The sequence below is a fragment of the Grimontia sp. SpTr1 genome (assembly GCF_947387585.1).
Taxonomy (GTDB): domain Bacteria; phylum Pseudomonadota; class Gammaproteobacteria; order Enterobacterales; family Vibrionaceae; genus Enterovibrio; species Enterovibrio indicus.
This window is the reverse complement of sequence record NZ_CANDOD010000025.1, coordinates 1-18,198: the sequence shown is the minus strand read 5'-3', so window position 1 is coordinate 18,198 and position 18,198 is coordinate 1. Positions and strand designations below refer to the sequence as shown.

At 49.8% G+C, this 18,198-nt stretch carries 17 protein-coding genes; 8 read left to right on the top strand and 9 right to left on the bottom strand.

Annotated elements, in window-relative coordinates; all coding sequences use genetic code 11:
- Positions 1-203: 203 nt before the first annotated feature.
- The 8 genes from QL223_RS23715 to QL223_RS23680 all read left to right on the top strand — a co-directional run bounded on the left by QL223_RS23715 (position 204) and on the right by QL223_RS23680 (position 7,140).
- Positions 204-440 (top strand): hypothetical protein, encoded by a 237-nt coding sequence (locus QL223_RS23715; protein WP_002540711.1) that lies wholly within the window; start codon positions 204-206, stop codon positions 438-440.
- 404 nt (positions 441-844) lie between these two features.
- On the top strand, positions 845-2,053 hold the full coding sequence (locus QL223_RS23710; RefSeq protein ID WP_002540709.1) for an ammonium transporter: 1,209 nt from the start codon (positions 845-847) through the stop codon (positions 2,051-2,053).
- Positions 2,054-2,416: 363 nt separating this feature from the next.
- Positions 2,417-2,647 (top strand): hypothetical protein, encoded by a 231-nt coding sequence (locus QL223_RS23705; RefSeq protein WP_039850304.1) that lies wholly within the window; start codon positions 2,417-2,419, stop codon positions 2,645-2,647.
- A gap of 438 nt (positions 2,648-3,085) precedes the next feature.
- Positions 3,086-3,631 (top strand): nucleotidyltransferase family protein, encoded by a 546-nt coding sequence (locus QL223_RS23700; protein WP_281546152.1) that lies wholly within the window; start codon positions 3,086-3,088, stop codon positions 3,629-3,631.
- A gap of 83 nt (positions 3,632-3,714) precedes the next feature.
- A complete protein-coding gene (locus tag QL223_RS23695) occupies positions 3,715-4,419 on the top strand; it encodes a hypothetical protein (RefSeq protein WP_281546151.1) in 705 nt (234 codons plus the stop codon).
- A gap of 8 nt (positions 4,420-4,427) precedes the next feature.
- Positions 4,428-4,964: an RNA polymerase sigma factor gene (locus QL223_RS23690; RefSeq protein ID WP_002540701.1), complete on the top strand. Its 537-nt coding sequence runs from the start codon at positions 4,428-4,430 to the stop codon at positions 4,962-4,964.
- The gene (locus QL223_RS23685; RefSeq protein ID WP_281546150.1) at positions 4,952-5,722 is read left to right on the top strand and encodes a hypothetical protein; all 771 of its coding nucleotides are present in this window, start codon (positions 4,952-4,954) and stop codon (positions 5,720-5,722) included. Before QL223_RS23690 ends, QL223_RS23685 begins: the two co-directional genes overlap by 13 nt.
- Positions 5,723-5,844: 122 nt before the next feature.
- On the top strand, positions 5,845-7,140 hold the full coding sequence (locus QL223_RS23680; protein ID WP_281546149.1) for a hemolysin family protein: 1,296 nt from the start codon (positions 5,845-5,847) through the stop codon (positions 7,138-7,140).
- A 54-nt stretch (positions 7,141-7,194) separates the two neighbouring features.
- Here QL223_RS23680 and QL223_RS23675 read toward each other — a convergent pair whose 3' ends face one another.
- The 9 genes from QL223_RS23675 to QL223_RS23635 form a co-directional block, all read right to left on the bottom strand.
- Entirely contained in the window at positions 7,195-8,979 is a 1,785-nt protein-coding gene (locus QL223_RS23675) for a zinc-dependent metalloprotease family protein (RefSeq protein WP_281546148.1), read from the bottom strand.
- 262 nt (positions 8,980-9,241) lie between these two features.
- Positions 9,242-10,297 (bottom strand): ABC transporter ATP-binding protein, encoded by a 1,056-nt coding sequence (locus QL223_RS23670; RefSeq protein WP_281546147.1) that lies wholly within the window; start codon positions 10,295-10,297, stop codon positions 9,242-9,244.
- A gap of 1 nt (position 10,298) precedes the next feature.
- Entirely contained in the window at positions 10,299-11,546 is a 1,248-nt protein-coding gene (locus QL223_RS23665; RefSeq protein WP_281546146.1) for a hypothetical protein, read from the bottom strand.
- Between the two features lie 74 nt (positions 11,547-11,620).
- The gene (locus QL223_RS23660) at positions 11,621-12,865 is read right to left on the bottom strand and encodes a carbohydrate ABC transporter permease (protein WP_281546145.1); all 1,245 of its coding nucleotides are present in this window, start codon (positions 12,863-12,865) and stop codon (positions 11,621-11,623) included.
- Positions 12,862-14,124 carry a sugar ABC transporter permease gene (locus tag QL223_RS23655; RefSeq protein WP_281546144.1) on the bottom strand — a complete coding sequence of 421 codons (1,263 nt, stop codon included), beginning with the start codon at positions 14,122-14,124 and terminating at the stop codon, positions 12,862-12,864. Before QL223_RS23655 ends, QL223_RS23660 begins: the two co-directional genes overlap by 4 nt.
- Before the next feature lie 85 nt (positions 14,125-14,209).
- On the bottom strand, positions 14,210-15,568 hold the full coding sequence (locus tag QL223_RS23650; protein WP_281546143.1) for an extracellular solute-binding protein: 1,359 nt from the start codon (positions 15,566-15,568) through the stop codon (positions 14,210-14,212).
- 84 nt (positions 15,569-15,652) lie between these two features.
- Entirely contained in the window at positions 15,653-16,717 is a 1,065-nt protein-coding gene (locus QL223_RS23645) for a LacI family DNA-binding transcriptional regulator (RefSeq protein ID WP_281546142.1), read from the bottom strand.
- A gap of 211 nt (positions 16,718-16,928) precedes the next feature.
- Positions 16,929-17,402: a 2TM domain-containing protein gene (locus QL223_RS23640; protein WP_002540687.1), complete on the bottom strand. Its 474-nt coding sequence runs from the start codon at positions 17,400-17,402 to the stop codon at positions 16,929-16,931.
- A 190-nt stretch (positions 17,403-17,592) separates the two neighbouring features.
- A complete protein-coding gene (locus QL223_RS23635) occupies positions 17,593-17,904 on the bottom strand; it encodes a cupin domain-containing protein (RefSeq protein ID WP_002540686.1) in 312 nt (103 codons plus the stop codon).
- Positions 17,905-18,198: the final 294 nt, after the last annotated feature.

The window sequence follows — 18,198 nt, the reverse complement described above, 5'->3', positions numbered from 1 at the left end:
ACCCAAGTTAACGATGATGTGTCTTCGCTGCTTCGGTACCAAGGAGCCGCCTCTCTCCAAAAATGCCTTCAAAGACACACAGTGCATAAGTCTCAAAATGCATACACAAATAAACCCAAAATGCCTGATAATTTAGGCATTGAAGGGTATTTGACACTCTTCTTTGTAAACTATCAAACTGAATTCTCTGGCTAGGAGGGAAAATGGATTTAGATTACATTAAAGCGGTTGATGTTTTGGGCCAATTACGGGTAGGAAACTCAATCAGTGAAGCACTCAGGGACGAGGCCGGTGAGGTAGCTAGAGCAGTCTTCGATAAGCACAAAGATAAGTGCGATATCGACGCTATCTTTTCACTGCTAGATCATTCCATGGTCAGCGCGCAATTACGAAACAGTTGGACCGATGCCATCTGTGATGTATGGCTAGAGCAAAGATAAGCGGCTGATCTTACGCCCAAACAACCTGAAGATGTAGGATTCCGCCAGTTTGGCTGGCGTTGTGATCGCGGCGTTCTTTTGTAGTTGTGGTTTCACATCCATCAAAAAGGAACAATAAAGAGCACGGCGTCAGTCATTTCGTTTATGCTTCATTAACTTTCGCACAAAGATAGTGCAAACATGCCCCGTTTAAGCGCATCAAACATCCCTTCTCTTGAATATCCCCGCTTCCAATATCAATAGACATCTTGAGTGGTGCATGATTTTCTATATAAATATCATTGATTTAATCCATATTTGCACACTTGTGGCGCTTTCGTGCACTTATTTAGATCATTCAGGCACGCTTTGTGCTATCCCCATCCACAGGAAATTCAATCTCAAGGAAGTAGAGGAATTACAACGTGGAAAATATTAGTAGCGCGATTCAAACGCTGTCAGAAAGCGCGAACACGCTCTTTATTCTGATCGGTGCCATCATGGTTTTGGCAATGCACGCAGGCTTTGCCTTTTTGGAAGTGGGTACCGTCCGTCATCGCAATCAGGTTAATGCCCTGGTGAAAATCATGTCCGACTTCGGCTTCTCAGCCCTCGCCTATTTCTTCATTGGTTACTGGGTTGCCTATGACGTCAACTTCTTCAGCAGTGCCAGCGTTCTCTCAGAAGGGAATGGTTACGAGTTGGTGAAGTTCTTCTTCTTGATGACTTTCGCAGCGGCGATTCCAGCCATCATTTCCGGCGGTGTCGCAGAGCGCGCTAAGTTCTATCCTATGTTGATCGCAGCAGCAGCCATCGTCGCTTTTGTTTATCCATTTTTCGAAGGGCTGATCTGGAACGGCAACTTTGGTTTTCAGGATTGGTTAGAAACCACCTTTGGCGCCCCTTTCCATGATTTCGCTGGTTCAGTCGTGGTTCACGCCGTTGGCGGATGGATTGCACTGGCTGCCATTATGATTCTTGGCGTGCGTAAAGGCCGTTACCGTGGCGGTAAGCTAATAGCGTTTGCCCCTTCAAACATCCCATTTCTTGCGCTGGGCGCGTGGATCCTGACTGTTGGCTGGTTCGGTTTTAACGTGATGTCAGCACAAACCATGGACGGTATCAGCGGTCTGGTCGCAGTGAACACCTTAATGGCCATGGTGGGTGGTATCGTCACTTCCCTTATTGCAGGTAAAAATGACCCAGGCTTCCTGCACAACGGTCCATTGGCTGGCCTTGTGGCCGTTTGTGCCGGTTCTGATTTGATGCACCCAATCGGCGCACTGATTACTGGCGGTGTGGCTGGTGTGTTGTTCGTTTGGCTGTTCACCCTTATCCAAAACCGTTTCAAAATTGATGACGTGCTGGGTGTATGGCCACTTCACGGCGTTTGTGGTGTTTGGGGCGGTATCGCGGCAGGCATTTTCGGTTCAGAAGCATTGGGCGGCTTAGGTGGCGTTAGCCTGATGGCTCAGATCATCGGTACCGTTGCTGGTGTGGTTGTGGCATTTGTTGGTGGCTGGATTGTTTATACTCTGGTTGAAAAAGCGGCTGGTATTCGCCTGAGCGAAGAAGACGAATATAACGGTGCTGACTTGGCTATCCACAAAATTGGCGCAACGTCCGAAGACTAATTGTTTTATTCATTTTCCCAAAGCCCTGCTAATCTGCAGGGCTTTCATGAAAATGTAATAATTACAAGATTCCGTTTGGTAACAAAGCTCATCAAACCTTCCTCAAAGTTTCACTTCTTTTCCCATTCTTTTCATCCGGCATAATTAAAACAAAGATCCGGAGATGCAATTACGCGCATAGATCATCAATAATTCGTCTCACATTAAAAACACCCATAATATTAATTTGACAAAAATAGTTGACGAAACTTTAGATATGCGCCAACTATTAATACAACAATTATTAACAAATAGACATCTGTCTTTTGGTTATACACTTGGCACATTGGTATTAGTGGAATATTTCCCGAAAGGGGAGGGAATATGGACTTAGAATACATGCAAGCAGTAGACGTATTGGGACAGCTGCGCGTGGGTGACTCTATCAGCGATGCACTAAGAAGTGAGGCGCAATGCGTAACCCGTGAAATCTTTGATAAATATCGGGACCGCTGCGACGTCGAATCGATTGAAGGGCTACTGTTTGATAATGAAGTGAGTACCCAATTAAGAAACACATGGACAGATGCAATATGCGATGTGTGGCTCAATTAAGTCCATTTACTGTTATCTCTATCATGTCTTAGAGCAAGCAAGTATGCTCGAAGGCTGAACTAGAAATAGTGCAGAGCCTCACTGCTAACGCATAAAAAGTGGAGCCCTTAGTGGGCTCTATTTATTTTTCTTCACTCTAAGAAATGCTTCAATCTGTGCTGGATTCTGATCGGCTTTTCAGCTTTCTAAACCTTACTCCCAGAAAACTTCCAGTCTCTTTTCACTCTATTCCTATATCCAGAACTGGAGATGTAGCCATCCACTTATCCAAAACAGTTTTTAGCTTCAATTAAAATAGAATGAAAAATACCTAAACAATCCATGGCCCCTTCTTTGACCTTTCTTCCCAAACGCTGTCCGAACCCAATTATACATGGCTAACTTTACCGACTTCAGTGGTAATATATCCACATTAGTCATTTTCTATTCCCTAACATTATGCAAACCATCATTGACTGGATTCAAGAAGACGCCTTACGCATGCAGGCGATCAAGGTGGTTCACTCTCTCAAATTACCCAAAGGTTATCTCGCCGCGGGCTTTGTCCGTAATCTGGTTTGGGATCGCCTGCACCACAAAGAAAACGACACCCCGCTCAATGATGTGGATGTGATTTATTTCAATGAAAATGAAACTGATGAGCGTGCCTACCTGTCGTACGAAGCGAAGTTAAATGCATTGATGCCAACACTTAACTGGCAGGTTCGCAATCAAGCTAGAATGCACACGAGAAATGGTGACCAGCCTTATCAGGATATCTTGGACGCCATGAGTTTTTGGCCAGAGCAGGAAACTGCCGTGGCTGTCCGGCTCACTGACGATGGCGTACTAGAGTGTGTTTCCTCTTTCGGATTTGAGTCTCTTTTCGCGTTAAAAATCACGCCTAATCCCAAGCGCGATATCACCCTCTTCCACCAGCGCATTCATTCTAAAAATTGGCTCTCATATTGGCCAAAATTAACCGTTGAAAAAAGTTTCGAATAACCTGCATCCAATCCGCCTTTCCCACCGTCTCCTTCTCTGACAGCGCTGTCTCATGATGTCAAAAACAATGAGAAGGAAATCCCATGTACAAACACATGCTTGTCGGCACTTTGTTGGTGCTTCCAGCGCTGGCTATTGCCGCAGACAACACTGTCAACACCGCTGCAGGTGAGATTTTTGTCGACCCGAACGGGCACTCGCTCTACACCTTCAGCAAAGACAAAAAGGACAGATCCATCTGTAATGGCGGCTGCGCAGCAAAATGGCCCCCCCTTCCAGTCAATCCAGCGACAGAAATGTTGTATGGCAGTCAATCTGGATTCAGCGTTATTCGTCGCGACGATGGCAGTGAACAATGGGCTTATCAGGGCGCACCGCTTTACCGCTGGTTTAAAGACATGAAGGCAGGCGATATCGAAGGAGCAGGTATCAAAGGTGTTTGGCCTTTAGCGCGTGCCGATGATGTGACAGTCCGACTATATAACGATGATAACCGCCGCTATCTGGTGGATGACAACAATTTTACCCTCTATACCTTTGATAACGATGAAAAGGGTATCTCCAACTGCTATGGCGACTGCGCCGCTTATTGGCCACCCGCTTTGGTGGACACGCAGAACTTGGCATCACTGACATTGTCCGGTGATTTTGGGGTAACAGAGCGCAAGGATGGGAACGTTCAGTGGACATACAAAGGTATGCCGCTTTACCGATGGATTAAAGATACCGCGCCGGGTCAAACGACAGGAGACGGCGTGAAGGACATCTGGCACATGGTGCCGCTATGAGGTGATATTTGAGTCTCGATACCAAGGAAGTCGGTGAGCTACTCTCCCGCATTGCCCTGAAAGATCGGAGCGCTTTTGAAGCGCTCTATTCGCTTACTGGTTCACGTCTTTATCATTTGCTGGTATCCATCGTCAAAGACGAAGGATTGGCTGCAGACTTACTGCAGGAGGGGTTTCTGAAACTCTGGTTCAGACAGCATAGCTACCCTATTGAATACCCTTGGGCCTGGCTATGTCAGAGTATGCGTAACCTCGCCATTGATGAACTGAGAAAGGCACGCTACTCAAAGGAAGTATCGGTCTCTGACCCCATGTCAGAGGCCGACAAAGGTCTGGCAACGCTGGAAAACGGCGCACATCCCGAGCACCAGAAGCTAAGCTACTGCCTGCAGGCGCTCACACCAGAAAAGCGCAGTGTCATCGTCCTCGCCTATGAGCACGGCATGAGTCATGAAGAAATTGTCGAACATGTAAAATCTCCACTGGGAACAGTGAAATCCTGGATTCGACGCGGACTGATGGAGCTGAAGCGATGCCTAAATTAACCGTTGTGAAACGCTACAAATCCACGGAGTTAAGAGACAGGCTCGCCGCTGAATATGTCCTCGGCACGCTCACACCCAAAGTCCGGCGTCGTCTGGAATGTTTGATGAATCAGGACCCAAGTTGGTGGGAACACATTGAGCACTGGCAGCAGCATTTTGCCGGTATCACCCCTTCTATCGATGCACATTTAGATTGGGAGTTTACCCAACCGCCTGAGCGGGTTTGGCGCAATATCGACGCAGCTGTTAACCCCCAACGTGAAGTCGCCAGAACTGTAGCGAAAGCGCCTTGGTGGAAGGGGTTCATCATGCCTTTATCACTGGCCTTTTCGCTGGTGATGGGTGTGCTGATAAGTCCGAGCATCATGCCTCCAGAGGCTCCAAAGAAAGGGCCGATTATTGTTCAGCCTGCGAACTACTTTGCTTTGATGTCCTCTGAACAGGAACACAATCTGTTTGCCATTGTGGCGTATCGCGGATTAGGGGATGCGAAGTCGACACTGCGTCTGCAGCGGAACCTGCGCGAATCGGAGTTACCGCCGGAAACGGCCACTGTGTGGATGCGGGATAAAGAATCCGGTGAGGTTACCCGCATCGACACGCTGAGAAACATTAATGACACCCGCTTTATGTCGACTGCGGAATGGAAGCAATTGCAGAACAGTTCAGAGCTGATTGTCACCATTGGAGAGACGCCGGACAGCCAAGTGCTATACCGCGGCCGTTGCGTTGAACTGAGTAACTGGAACGCCATATAAAAGCGGGGCAGGGGGCGCGCTGTCGCCTCCTGCTCTTCATTTAAAATACAGTGATTAATCACATTTCTAAATGCGAATGCGGCATATTCTGAAGCTGATTTCTTCATTAGATTCAGGACAATATGGACGTATTACTGCTCGCTGGTTTAATTGTGATTAACGGCTTGTTTGCCATGTCGGAGATTGCGCTTGTCGCCGCCAAAACCAGCCGACTGAAACGCATGGCGGAAACCCGAAAAGCCGCCTCAGTCGCGCTTTCCCTCAAAGAAAACCCCAACACCTTTCTTTCCACCATCCAAATCGGCATCACTGTTATCGGGCTTTTGAGCGGTATTGTCGGTGAAGCTACACTCTCCAAACCTTTCGCAGCGTTTCTCGTTTCAGCTGGCATGCACATCGAAACGGCAGATTATCTCTCCACCGCTTGCGTGGTGCTTGGCATTACCTACTTTGCCATCGTTGTGGGTGAGCTGGTGCCAAAGCGTATCGCGCAGTCTCATGCTGAAACTATCGCCGTTCTGGTTGCTCGTCCCATCCGCTGGATTTCTATTATTACCCGGCCGTTTGTGGTGGCGCTGAGTGTCTCAACGCAAACATTGCTGAAAGGTCTTGGTGTGCGCGAAGACAGCGAAGAAGCAGTGACAGAAGATGATATTCAGGCCATCCTCAATGAAGGTTCTGAATCCGGTGCGATAGAGCCACGTGAACAAACCATGATCCGCAACATTCTGCACCTCAATGATCGACTGGTCAGCTCGCTGATGACACCACGCCGCGACATAGATTATCTCGACATCAACCAGCCTGTCGACCAAGTTCTGGCGCGCATCAGAAGCACCAAACACAGCGTTTTCCCAATCTGTCGTGGCAATCTGGATAACGTCATCGGCACGGTTTCTTCGAAACTTCTGCTGAACCATGTCGGCGACATCAACACCGCCGTTATTGCCAAATTGCTTAAACGCCCTATGTATGTCCCAGAGTCAATGAAAGGACTAACGCTGCTCGATCACATGCAGCGCCAAGGGGCAGAAATGGCGTTTATTGTTGATGAATACGGCGATATTCAAGGGCTGGTTACCCACTATGATTTGCTGGAGGCAATTGCCGGTGAGCTCTCGCTCTCTCCACAGGATTTGTGGGGGCAGGCTCTGGAAGAAGGTGGTTGGGTGATGGATGCGTTGATCCCTTTGAACGAGTTGAAAGACCGGCTTGGGGTTTCGAATTTGGAGGGCGAAGAAGCCGAAGGTTTCCAAACCCTAAATGGCATGTTGAGTTGGTTAGCGGAGCGGGTGCCTGGCGAGGGAGAGGTGCTAGTCCATCAAGGCTGGCGCTTTCAGGTCCTTAAGGTTAAGCACAATCGTGTCGCCAAGGTAAAGGTGACACAGGTGCGCGCAGAAACCGAAGCGGATATCTAACCAATAAAAAGCCCTCCAAACGTTGGAGGGCTTTTTCTATCGTAAGAAAACTGCTTAGTTGTATCCCGACACTTGCTTCGAGAAGTTATTCATCGCTTTCACGCCGTCAATCTGGTCAGTAAAGCCCAGCGGCAATTTGGTATTCGGAGAAAGCTTTTCTGGCGTCGAAAAATACGGAATCGCATTGCCGCCCATCACAGTGCGCTCCGCAGAGTAACCAACCGCGATATTGCCTGCCAAATCCGGCGTCAGTACGCCATGATTCAGTCCCATGTTATGTCCCAGTTCATGGCGCATGACATCGGTGCCACAGTTAAGCGAGCCCGACGCCACCATGTTGAAACGGCTGGATTTAACATACGCTAAGCCGCAACCACTTTCTGTACCCTCATAGTAAATCGCGTCCGCTTTCAGGGCATCACGTCGTTGCTGGGCAACTGGGTTTGAGCGTATTTCGCGCAGCACATCACCAAGTCTCAGCCAGGTATCCGGCGTCTGGAATTTCTCAAGAGAAACCATGCGGAAACGGAAATTCGCCCCTGAATTCAACAGCGCTTCATTGGTTTTCACGAAGCCTTCCACCAAACGAGCACGTGATTTGGTTTCGCCAATTTTCTGTACGTTTCGATGGCTGTAGTAAGCCAGTAAATCGATGGTGACGGTTTCGCGTTCCCAGTTTCCACTGCCATTGACGACAAAGGTTGCCCATTCGCCACGGTACAGTCTGTTTGGGCTCATACCCTGTCCTGATACCACAAACGACCAGGCGGCATCCGTTTTCACGTGAACACGGGTGCCTTCGCCACGATTTGGCAATTTCAAATCCCGAACCCAATTAGCATTGGAAAAGTAAACGTGCGTATCAGGCGCAGTGATATTGAGCTCGCCGTTTTTCACATCACGTGCATTCAGGCGTACTTCTGGGCTCTTATACAAGCTCCACAGATTACGGTCACCACGATAAACAAACACATACTCCTGACCATTTCTGAGCGTCAGAGGCGCACCCACATTGGTATGGGTATTCATAATGGTGGCATTCCAATCAGCGCGGGAGCGAATGGCCACTGTGTCCCCTTCCTTTCCTTGTCTGGGCAAGGAAATGTTGCCGATGTAGTTAGCATTGGCAAACTGCACCACTGTCATCGGTGAGTAGGGGGTTGGCACCACACCGTCTTTAATATCACGCGCATTGATAAAGCGCTCCGGTGCAGACTTAAAGAACCATTTTTTATACTGCTTGTTGTAGACCAACACGTATTTGTCTTTGGTTCGGATCGAAGCCGTACTCTTGGTTCCCAATTGCGCATCATCAATGCGTGATGTCCACGACGCGTTGGACGTGATCACTATGCCCTGAAGCTGATTAACGTTTTCAGGCAGTTTCACCGCCCGCGTCCAGTTACTGTTGTACATGTGATAACGAACAAAACGCTGTCCCGCATCGTTCTTGATGGTATCCCCCACCTTGTTTGGCGTCTGGAAATCCATGTCCATACCCCACGCTTTGGTGGCAGCATCATAGCGGAACGTCACCGAGTCATTGGTGTAGAGATAAACGGTTTCAAAATCCAGAGAGTCATGACTGATTGAAGAGGTATAACCCGCATTAGAAACCAGATTCACAATGGTTTTGTCCTGGGGCGCTGTGGGGAATTTTATCTCGCCCACCCAGTTTCCGTTGTAAGTCGTAAAAGTGATGTTGTTGTCGTTATTCGGCAATTGCCCATCGGGAAAATCCTTTGCCGTATAATTTCCTGCCAATGCCGTTGCAGAAAAAAGCGCCACGCCAAGGCTCGCCACAATCCCTATATCTCTTTTTAGATGTTTAAGATTCATCAAATATCCTTTTATTTTTATCCATATCAGTCAGTGTGTTTCCCTGACTTAGAGAAAAGGCTATTCAATTAATCATGATAAATTTGTTTATGAAGTGAGATGAGTAAGAATATCAGTACTTTTCTGCCACTGAAGTGGCAAAAAAAGCCCGGCATCCAAGGAGAAAATGCCGGGGGAGTGTTTTGCAGTTCACTGGAAGAAAGAACCGCATCAAATGGAGAATGTGTGCCTTCAGTAAACTCGAAAAACCGAAGACACTTGATCATGATTGCGCGACAGATAATCCTTCCGCGTCGAAGAAGTGCAGCTTGTTGGTATGGAACTGGAGACCCACGTTGTCGCCAGCTCTTACCTCGCTTTCCCCATCGGTGCGAACGGTTATTTTGCCGAGCTCACCACAATCAACAACTACATAGATATCCGCACCAAGGTATTCAGTCACATCTACGATGCCCTGACAGTTACCTTCTTCCGGAGAAACCAGATTTATGGCCTCTGGACGGATGCCAAGCTGGGTTGCAGAACGTGAGTGCGAATATGCCCCGCCATTGCCTCCTGCCAGCCCATATTCTCCCCCTTCTGTCACGCAGGACATGATGTTCATCTTAGGGCTGCCGATAAACTGCGCGACAAAGAGGTTCGCAGGGTGGTCGTACAAGGTTTTCGGACTACCAATCTGCTCAATCACACCGCCTTGCAGGACGACAATTTTGTCGGCAAGGGTCATCGCTTCTACCTGATCGTGTGTCACGTAAATCATGGTGGATTGCAAAGACTGGTGAAGCTTGGCGATTTCGTAACGCATTTCGACACGAAGCGCCGCATCCAGATTCGACAAGGGTTCATCAAACAGGAACGCTGTTGGGTCTCGGACGATAGAGCGACCAATCGCAACACGCTGTCGCTGACCACCGGAAAGGTGTCTTGGACGACGGTCGAGATAATCCTCAAGCTTGAGCACCTGCGCTGCATAATTCACTTTTTCGTCGATTTCAGACTGCGGACGCCCTTGGGTTTTCAGGCTAAAACCCATGTTGTCGCGCACTGTCATGTGTGGATAAAGCGCATAGCTCTGGAACACCATGGTCAACCCACGTTTGGCTGGCGGTTGATCTGTCATGTCAGTGCCATCAATCAAGATCTGCCCGCGGCTGGTTTCTTCAAGGCCAGCAATCATCCGGAGCAGCGTAGACTTGCCGCAACCCGAAGGCCCAACAAAAACCACCAACTCGCCCTCTTCTACAGAGAGATCGATTCCCTTGATGACCTGCGTGTCGCCATACCATTTTTCGACGTTGTTCAGTTGAATTGAGCCCATGTCAGCCTCCTGCTAAGTCAGACAGCGACCAGGAAAGCCAAACGGCTGCTGTCCAAGTAAAATGCCCGCCGCCTGCCGGCGTTCCATTGTCCGGGTTGAAGTATTCGGCGAAGCCATAATTTGCAATCAAACCCGCGGTTTGCTGGCGCACTGCCCGCGCGAGTGTGATATGTCCTTGCTCTTCCAGTCCCCAGCCAATCAACGCGTTCATGATTGCCCACACAGGGCCGCGCCAATAACGCATAGCGTCGTATTTCTCTCCTGCCGGATCATAGCTCGGCACAATGTAATGCCCATTCGCAAGGATGCGCTCGAGATGGTGCACCATTTCCGGGCTTTCAATGCCTGCGTACCAGCAAAGGAATGAAGCATTTGACAGACTCCCCGCGAACTTGCCGTTTCGCAGATTCACGCTGTCGAATGCGTTAATCTCTCTGTTCCAGATTTGTTTGCAGCCTGCTTCCAGCGTGGCGATCCAACCTTCAATCTCGGAGACATCCTCACCTAATAATTTTCCGATCTCCGCTAAATCACGGTGGCCACGAAGCAAGGTAAAGTGAAGACTCGGATCAGCAACCCGAAACGGACTGGTTTGCTCTATCACCTTCTCATCCCAGCCGCAGTCACGACCTAAGTACAAAAGCGACAAATAACGGTCGTAATCCAGCTTGGTCGGGCGCATCGACGCATCCACATGAGACGTATCACGGCGCTTGTATTCACCGACGTGAGAGATATCAATCGCCTCTGAGGCTTCATCCCAATCCGGCGCATTATCGCGGCCACTCTCCCAAGGATGCGTGCTTGCCACCACACCGGATTCCGCGCGGCAGGCCATGTACCAGCGGTGCCATTTGACCAACGCCGGATAATTGGATTTAAGTTTCTCCAGACCGAGTGCTTCATCACGCAGATAGATCTTGCGCGCAAAGGTTGCCACCAATGGCGGTTGGCTAATGCCTGACGACGCGATCGGCCCTTTTCCACCCCAGACCTCCGGTCCCGGAAAGTAACCTTCATCGGGTTGGTGGAAAACAATGTGCGGCACCATGCCGTTATCCCACTGGGCAGTCAGTAAAGTTTCAATTTCCTGCCAGGCACGCGGTAAGTCGAAGGTTGAAAAACCCAACGCCGCAAACGCGCTGTCCCAGTTCCACTGATACGGGTACAAACCTGCCGTGGGTATGGTGTAACCGCCTCGATCGTTATCTGTCAGTATGTCGATGGCTTGTTTATCCAGAGCTTCCATAATCAAATTCCCAAAATTTTAAGCTGTTGGCCGAAAGGCGCTTTACCGCGAATCTCGCGCCTTAGGGCATATCGTTATTTGACTGATCCCGCCGTGAGACCTTTCACCATAAACCGCTCAAGACCCAGGAAAATCATCATGATAGGCACGGTGGCAATCACTGCCCCAGCCATCAAATGCTGACGCGGTATTTCCGAGCTGTTGAGCATGGCGACACCACGGGTCAACGTGAATTTAGAAGGGTCATCGAGCAACATGAAAGCAAGCAAGAATTCGTTCCACGCGATCATAAAGACGTACAGCGATACCGATGCCATGGCAGGCAAACTGAGTGGCAGCGTGATTTTCAAAATCACTTTGAGACGCGACAACCCATCCATCAGGCCCGCTTCCTCCACTTCTGCTGGCAATCCGCGGAAGTAGCCCTGCAGCATATAAAGCGCCACAGGAATCGTGGTCACCGGATAAATCAATAGAATGCCAAACAGGGAATTGCGAAGGCCCAACATGCTGAATCCGATATAGATAGGCAGCGCGAGAACGATCATCGGCACCATATAAATCAGCAGAATCGAGCGGGACATCGCCGCTTGACCTCGGAAGCGGAGACGCGCAACGGCATAGGCTCCCGGCACGCTGAAAAGCAAAGTGACAATCACGGTCGCGACCGACACGCTGAAGGAAGTCAGCAGGTATTCGCCGAAATTGAACTGCTCAAAAAGTTCGACATAAGAGCGGAACAGCCCCAATCCTTTGTCGAGATCCAGGCTGAAATCGAGTGGATTGGCCAGCAGCGCTTGCTGGCTTTTCAGACTGGTCATTACCATCACATAGAAAGGCACTGCCACGATGATGATGAAAAACAGGTAGCCGAACCAATACATGAAGTTGATGATCGCACTTTCAAATTCATGGCGATCCAGCCATCCCTCAGGGGTTTCCACCAACATGCGGGAGAGCGGCCAGACGGTGAAAAGTGCCATGACAACAAATGCCACAGCCTGCGACGACGTATGCTCAGCCAGCGAAATAGTGAACGGTGTGCCAAATGTCAGCACCATGAATATCAGCAAATAGACGGTGGTGGCGCTGACCACCAAAGACGTACCTTCAAGACGGTGTTGCATGCGAAGCACATACACTGCGCACACTGCACCAGCCATAAGGGAAATCCACACATAAGGTGCCACACCCGCACCGGTCATCAATGCCAGCGCCACCGTCACGGTAATGGCGGCGCTGATGCCCCAACCTGCGCCGATGGCGGCGGCAACAAAGTCCGCCTGGCGATACCAGCATTTTTCTGAAGCCGTCATCATAAACCCTCCTCACGGCTGACATAGCGGAAGAAGAAGAACGAGAAGATCAGCAAGCAGACGAAGATCACCACGGCCACGGCTGCACCCGCGCCAATGTTGGACAGTGCAAAGGCTTGCTCATACACATTCACTGTCAGTGTTCGCGTCCCGGCATTACCGCCGGTGAGTAGGAAGATGTCGTCGAACTTGTTGAAGGTCCAGATAAAGCGCAGCAGGAAAAGGACCGACAGAATGCCAAGCAACTGGGGAATCGAGAGGTACCAGAATTGCTGGAAGGGCGACGCGCCATCCATTCGGGCAGCTTCGTACATGTCCGCATCAATCGACTGCATCCTTGCCAGAATGAACAGGAACGAGAGCGGGAAGTAACGCCAGATCTCAAACACTGTCACACTGATCAGTGCCAACGGCTTTTCGCCAAAGAAGTTAATAGGTTCAGTGATCGCGCCCATTTGAATCAAAAGCGCGTTGGCCGAACCGGAAAACGGGTCAAACAGTGTCACCCAGGTAAAGGCAACAGCAATCACGGGCGCAACATAAGGAAACAGCATCAAGCCACGAATGAAGCCCTGACCTTTGAATGTTTTGTTCAGCAGCAGCGCCGCCATCATACCCACGACAAGTGCGCCAATGGTGCCGAAAACCGTGTAGAAAATGGTCACCCAGAGGACTTCGACAAACTCATCGCTGTCGAACACCTTGGTGAAGTTGTCGAACGTAAAACTGGCATTAAAGAGATCTGAACTACTGATACCTGCCATTTCCGCCGGATAATCACGCATCCCTACAGGGTTTGCGATATAGGCTTCCTCGACCACAACCGGGATTTGCATACGCTCTTTGTAGCCCGGCTCCCAATCTCCCAGCTCACAGAAAATTTCGCGGCCATTCAGGGTGCAGTTTTCTGGAACAGATTGTGCGGTAAGGCCTTCTGGAATGACATCACGCAGCGTGACGCTCTCAATCGCCTTTTCCTTTGAACGGTTCGTCAGGCGATATTCGATTTTGATTTCGTCTCCCGCCGCTTTGGGTTTGCCACGGAAGCGCTCGTAGACATTCGGCTCGACGGGTCGCAAATCGGCTAATTCAATCGGCTTGGCACTGATCCAGAAGATAGACAGCAATGGAAGCAGAACCACCAGCGCGACCGAAATCAAAGTCGGAGACAACAGACCCCATGCCAGCCGCGTTTCCCGTTTTTGTAGCGGTCCGACACCCTTGGGCGGCTCAGGTTTTACAGTGTTAATTGATTCGCTCATCCCAGTTCCTTGGATATGACTTCCCCGTCAGGAGCGGATTTCTCCGCTCCCGTTGGGTGATTGTGTTCGGGAATGAATGCGTCGCTTAGTAAAGCTCAGCCAGTGCTTTATTCATGGCATCGACAGTGGCAGAGGCATCACGCGTACCGTCGATGTATTCGCGCACCAGTCGGTTGATCACTTGGCTGTTGATAACCTTCGATGCCAGCGCCAGTTGGCCTTCTGCCACACCCCAACGTTGCGCGTTGTTCAAGCCACCAACGATTTCATCAATCATTTCGGCTTCATACAGCTCAGACAGAGGCGCTTTACGGTCAACACCAACCGGCAGTTTTGACCACGCTTCGGTATAAAGTGTCGCGTTATCTTCGGTACCGCGGCGAACGGGGAACTTGCCTTCTGGCGCAATCGACAACGTATTGGTGTAACCATCGCTCATGGAGTAACGGACGAAAGCCATGGCATTGTCGATATCAGCATCTGTCGTGATACCGAAGTAACGTACATCACCCCATGCGGCACCTTCTGGATTAGATGGACCAGAGAAACGGGTCACGATACCGGTTTTTGAAGCCAATTCGCGACTGGTTGGATCGTCATTAATCGTTGGTGGCGCGCTGTCACGCAGCCCTGCCAGCTCATCAAGAATGAACGGAGACCAGATAATCATTGCTGCTTTGCCGCCAAAATACAGCTCACGGGATTGCTTCCAGTACAGCTCACCATCTGGCGAGGCGTCGGCAATCACTTTGTAGAAATCCAGCACTTCGATGGTTTTCTTCTTATCCAGTTGCTGAATGCCGTCTTTGTTTACTGGCGTCACGCCATTGGCGAGGAAAACATGCTCAAGCACCTGGCTCATGAAGTTTTCGTCGACCTTAGTCGCCGCTACAAAGCCGAACATGTTTGGCGGGTTATGAAGTTTTTCGATCGCTTTCAGCACGTTTTCATAGGAATCCGGCGCGGCCAGTTTGTTGGCATCAAACAGGTCTTTGCGGTAAACGAGCATCTGGGTCCAGCCATCAACCGGCACCGCGGCATAGCCGTCTTCCACCGTCGCCATTTCCAGTGCGCCCGGTGCAAAAGTATCAACACCCAGCTCTTCAATCACTTCTGTGGCGGCATCCGCATCCAGAATGCCCGCTTCTGACCATGGGAGTGTGTATTGCAAAGTGTGGTAAATCACGTCAGGTAGATCACCGGCAGAGAAAGCCGCGGTCGCACGGGTACCAAGATCACTCTCAGTCACCGGAATTACTTCAACCTTGGTACCGGTCAGCTTTTCGAAGTCTTTCGCCATCTCCTGTTGACGCTCCAGACGCTCTGGCTGCTCTTCCGTTGTCCAGAACCGGATGGAGTCGGCATATACCGATGAGGCGCCAAACATCGCTGTTATCACGATACCCGCCAGCCAACGGCGCTTGCCAGTCTGCTGATTGTTCATGGTTTACTTCTTTTTTGTGCGCGTTCATTACGTCGTCTAATACCCGCCGTTTACTAAAAGCGTAGTATGTGCTCACTTTCCTTACTATTGCTTGATTCTGTGGGACAGGCGCTTTATCAATTGGGCGTTCACCAGCTTTCGGAGATCTTCCGGCCGCTCTCCATTGATTTGACGAAGCAGCAGCGTCGCCAACTGCTCGCCTGAATAACGCATGTCGACAGAAAACGTTGTGAGTGGTGGCGAGGCGAATTCACTTTCAGGCAGACCGTCATAACCAATCACTGCCAGGTCTTTTCCTATTTCAATCCCGCGCTCTGAAGCAGCGCGATAGATCCCGAGAGCTGCAATATCAAGCGCGCAGACAACCGCAGTGGGCGGTTCGCTTTGAGAAAGTAAAACCTCACCTAATCTTTGTCCTGCCGCCTTGGTAATGCCGCCCCACAGCAACAGGCTTTCATCCACTTCCAGACCGGACAATTGCATGCCCTGACGGAAACCGTCTTCCCGCAAATGGCTGTAGTTGTATTCATCCCCACCGTTCACAAAAGCAATGCGCTTATGGCCACGCCTAGCCAAAACCTGCACCGATTCACGCATCGCGGCTTCACCACGGATATCGAAGAAGCTGACGTTATCCAAATCCTGCGAGCGGCCAAAAATCACAAAGGGCACGCCCTCTTCCTTTAACAGGGCAATACGCGGGTCGTGCGCTTTGCTTCGCGGTAGGATGAATCCATCCACTTTGTGCTCTTCAATCAGGCGGCGAAGCGTCTGCAACTCATCTTTTTCGCCATTGGCAGTTGCTACCGTTAAGGTCCAGTTATGGCGGCTTACCGCCCGACTGATCCCATCAATAAAGTTGGTCAGGAAAGGTCTGTGAGCGTTGTCACTGCCGAGGTTCAGTACCAACCCTATGGCACAAACCTGCCCGGTTTTAATGGCTTGGGCGTAACTGAGTGCCCGATAACCCATTTCCTTGGCTTTTTCACGAACGCGCTGTTTGGTAATCGGAGAGATGTCAGGATAGTCATTGAGTGCACGGGAAACCGTGCCTTTGGAAAGCCCCAATGCCTTGGATAGCTCATTGATCGTCGGGCGTTTTTCTCGAAGCCCGCGACCGACTGCTGACACTCTCGGATTGAACGTCATAAACCACCATGTTCCGTACTGATAATTTAAAAACTATTTAACGAAACCGGTTTCGGCAAATGATGAATGTATCATTAGCGAGAAAAGCTGCACCAAGTGGGTTCAAGAAGATGAGGTCGGAGTTGTTACGGTTAGAAAAGCGAAAGGCCAGCAGAATGATAGAGTCTGTTGACCTTTGGTGATGATTTTTGCAGCAGTTTGTGGAGTGAGATTAAAGCTTGCGACCGAGGCGCTTTTCGATCTGTTTCTTTTCCCAATCTGGGCCGAAGAAATTCAGGATTTCGAATGAGCTCAAAGCGTGGACAGTAATACCGATGCCCCAGCCCATCGCTGGCCACCATGCCCAAATGTAACCTGGACTGGTAAGGAAGTTGATCACAAACAGCAATCCTATCACCAGCACGTAGGTGGTTAGGTGGGAATAAAACCCTTTAATTTCTCGCACCTGATTAATCACACGTTCTTCTTCGGCGGTGTATTTCACTTCTTCTGTCATGTCGGGCTCCGGTTCTTTTTGAAGGTCTGAAACTTGGATTTCAAAGACAGCCGCCAGAGACTTCAGCGATTCCAGACCTGCTTTATCGCCACGTTCAATTCTCTGAATGGTACGGACACTGAGACCGCTCATTTCAGAAAGTTGCTCTTGCGACCAGCCGCGCTGCAATCGTAATTTCCTGACAATCATCTTGTTTTTCCTTTTCGCTGTGAACGCTTCAAAATTTACCGAACTTTCCTTGTTGTCAGGAACGTCATTCACCCGACACATACATGACAGTACTTTTAAAACAGTAGGTTAGCGTGATCTTGTCGTTTATCAAATCGGGGCGTCATCGATGCGACAAACACCCGTCAGGAAGGAAATTCAGAGGAAAAAGTTACACACTCCCATCGGTTTCAATCACCAACACCCGCGCTTCACCCAAAGGTTTGGCAACGTGCTCCGTGCCTTCAGAGGCGTAGAAAATATCACCAGCCTGAAGCATCACTGACTTCTCGTCACCTTCCTCACGAAAATGCATCTCAACCATGCCGTTGAGCACCACAAAGACTTCCTCACCTTCGTTGATGTGCCATTTGTAGGGTTTGTCGGTCCAGTGCAGTCTGGTGGTGATACCGTTCATATTGGCGATATCCATCGCTCCCCAGGCATTCTCCGCGGTGAACTTCGCACTTCGAATCACTCTCATGATCACATCCTTGATAAGTTGAACAATACGAATTGGATGTCATGATCATAGCGCTGAAATCTAAACCAATCTGCGCAGAAAGCGGGATTTATGAAAGGGAAACGCTAGGGTCTGTTGATCTTTGCTAGGAAGGTATTGGCGTCACAATCAAAAAGAGCAAGCTATTAGGGGCTGTTGACCTTTGGTGATGATTTTTGCAGCAGTTTGTGGGGATTTTATGCAAGGCAGAGGCTTCGATGTGTAGCTAGCCTACATGAGAAGCTGATAACGCAGCAGAAATTCCCCACAAACGCT

Bases quoted from the DNA above. Each gene is read 5' to 3' on its own strand.
- QL223_RS23715 (WP_002540711.1), top strand. From the start codon at position 204: ATGGATTTAGATTACATTAAAGCGGTTGATGTTTTGGGCCAATTACGG.
- QL223_RS23705 (WP_039850304.1), top strand. From the start codon at position 2,417: ATGGACTTAGAATACATGCAAGCAGTAGACGTATTGGGACAGCTGCGC.
- QL223_RS23700 (WP_281546152.1), top strand. From the start codon at position 3,086: ATGCAAACCATCATTGACTGGATTCAAGAAGACGCCTTACGCATGCAG.
- QL223_RS23695 (WP_281546151.1), top strand. From the start codon at position 3,715: ATGTACAAACACATGCTTGTCGGCACTTTGTTGGTGCTTCCAGCGCTG.
- QL223_RS23685 (WP_281546150.1), top strand. From the start codon at position 4,952: ATGCCTAAATTAACCGTTGTGAAACGCTACAAATCCACGGAGTTAAGA.
- QL223_RS23680 (WP_281546149.1), top strand. From the start codon at position 5,845: ATGGACGTATTACTGCTCGCTGGTTTAATTGTGATTAACGGCTTGTTT.
- QL223_RS23675 (WP_281546148.1), bottom strand. From the start codon at position 8,979: ATGAATCTTAAACATCTAAAAAGAGATATAGGGATTGTGGCGAGCCTT.
- QL223_RS23670 (WP_281546147.1), bottom strand. From the start codon at position 10,297: ATGGGCTCAATTCAACTGAACAACGTCGAAAAATGGTATGGCGACACG.
- QL223_RS23665 (WP_281546146.1), bottom strand. From the start codon at position 11,546: ATGGAAGCTCTGGATAAACAAGCCATCGACATACTGACAGATAACGAT.
- QL223_RS23660 (WP_281546145.1), bottom strand. From the start codon at position 12,865: ATGATGACGGCTTCAGAAAAATGCTGGTATCGCCAGGCGGACTTTGTT.
- QL223_RS23655 (WP_281546144.1), bottom strand. From the start codon at position 14,124: ATGAGCGAATCAATTAACACTGTAAAACCTGAGCCGCCCAAGGGTGTC.
- QL223_RS23650 (WP_281546143.1), bottom strand. From the start codon at position 15,568: ATGAACAATCAGCAGACTGGCAAGCGCCGTTGGCTGGCGGGTATCGTG.
- QL223_RS23645 (WP_281546142.1), bottom strand. From the start codon at position 16,717: ATGACGTTCAATCCGAGAGTGTCAGCAGTCGGTCGCGGGCTTCGAGAA.
- QL223_RS23640 (WP_002540687.1), bottom strand. From the start codon at position 17,402: ATGATTGTCAGGAAATTACGATTGCAGCGCGGCTGGTCGCAAGAGCAA.
- QL223_RS23635 (WP_002540686.1), bottom strand. From the start codon at position 17,904: ATGAGAGTGATTCGAAGTGCGAAGTTCACCGCGGAGAATGCCTGGGGA.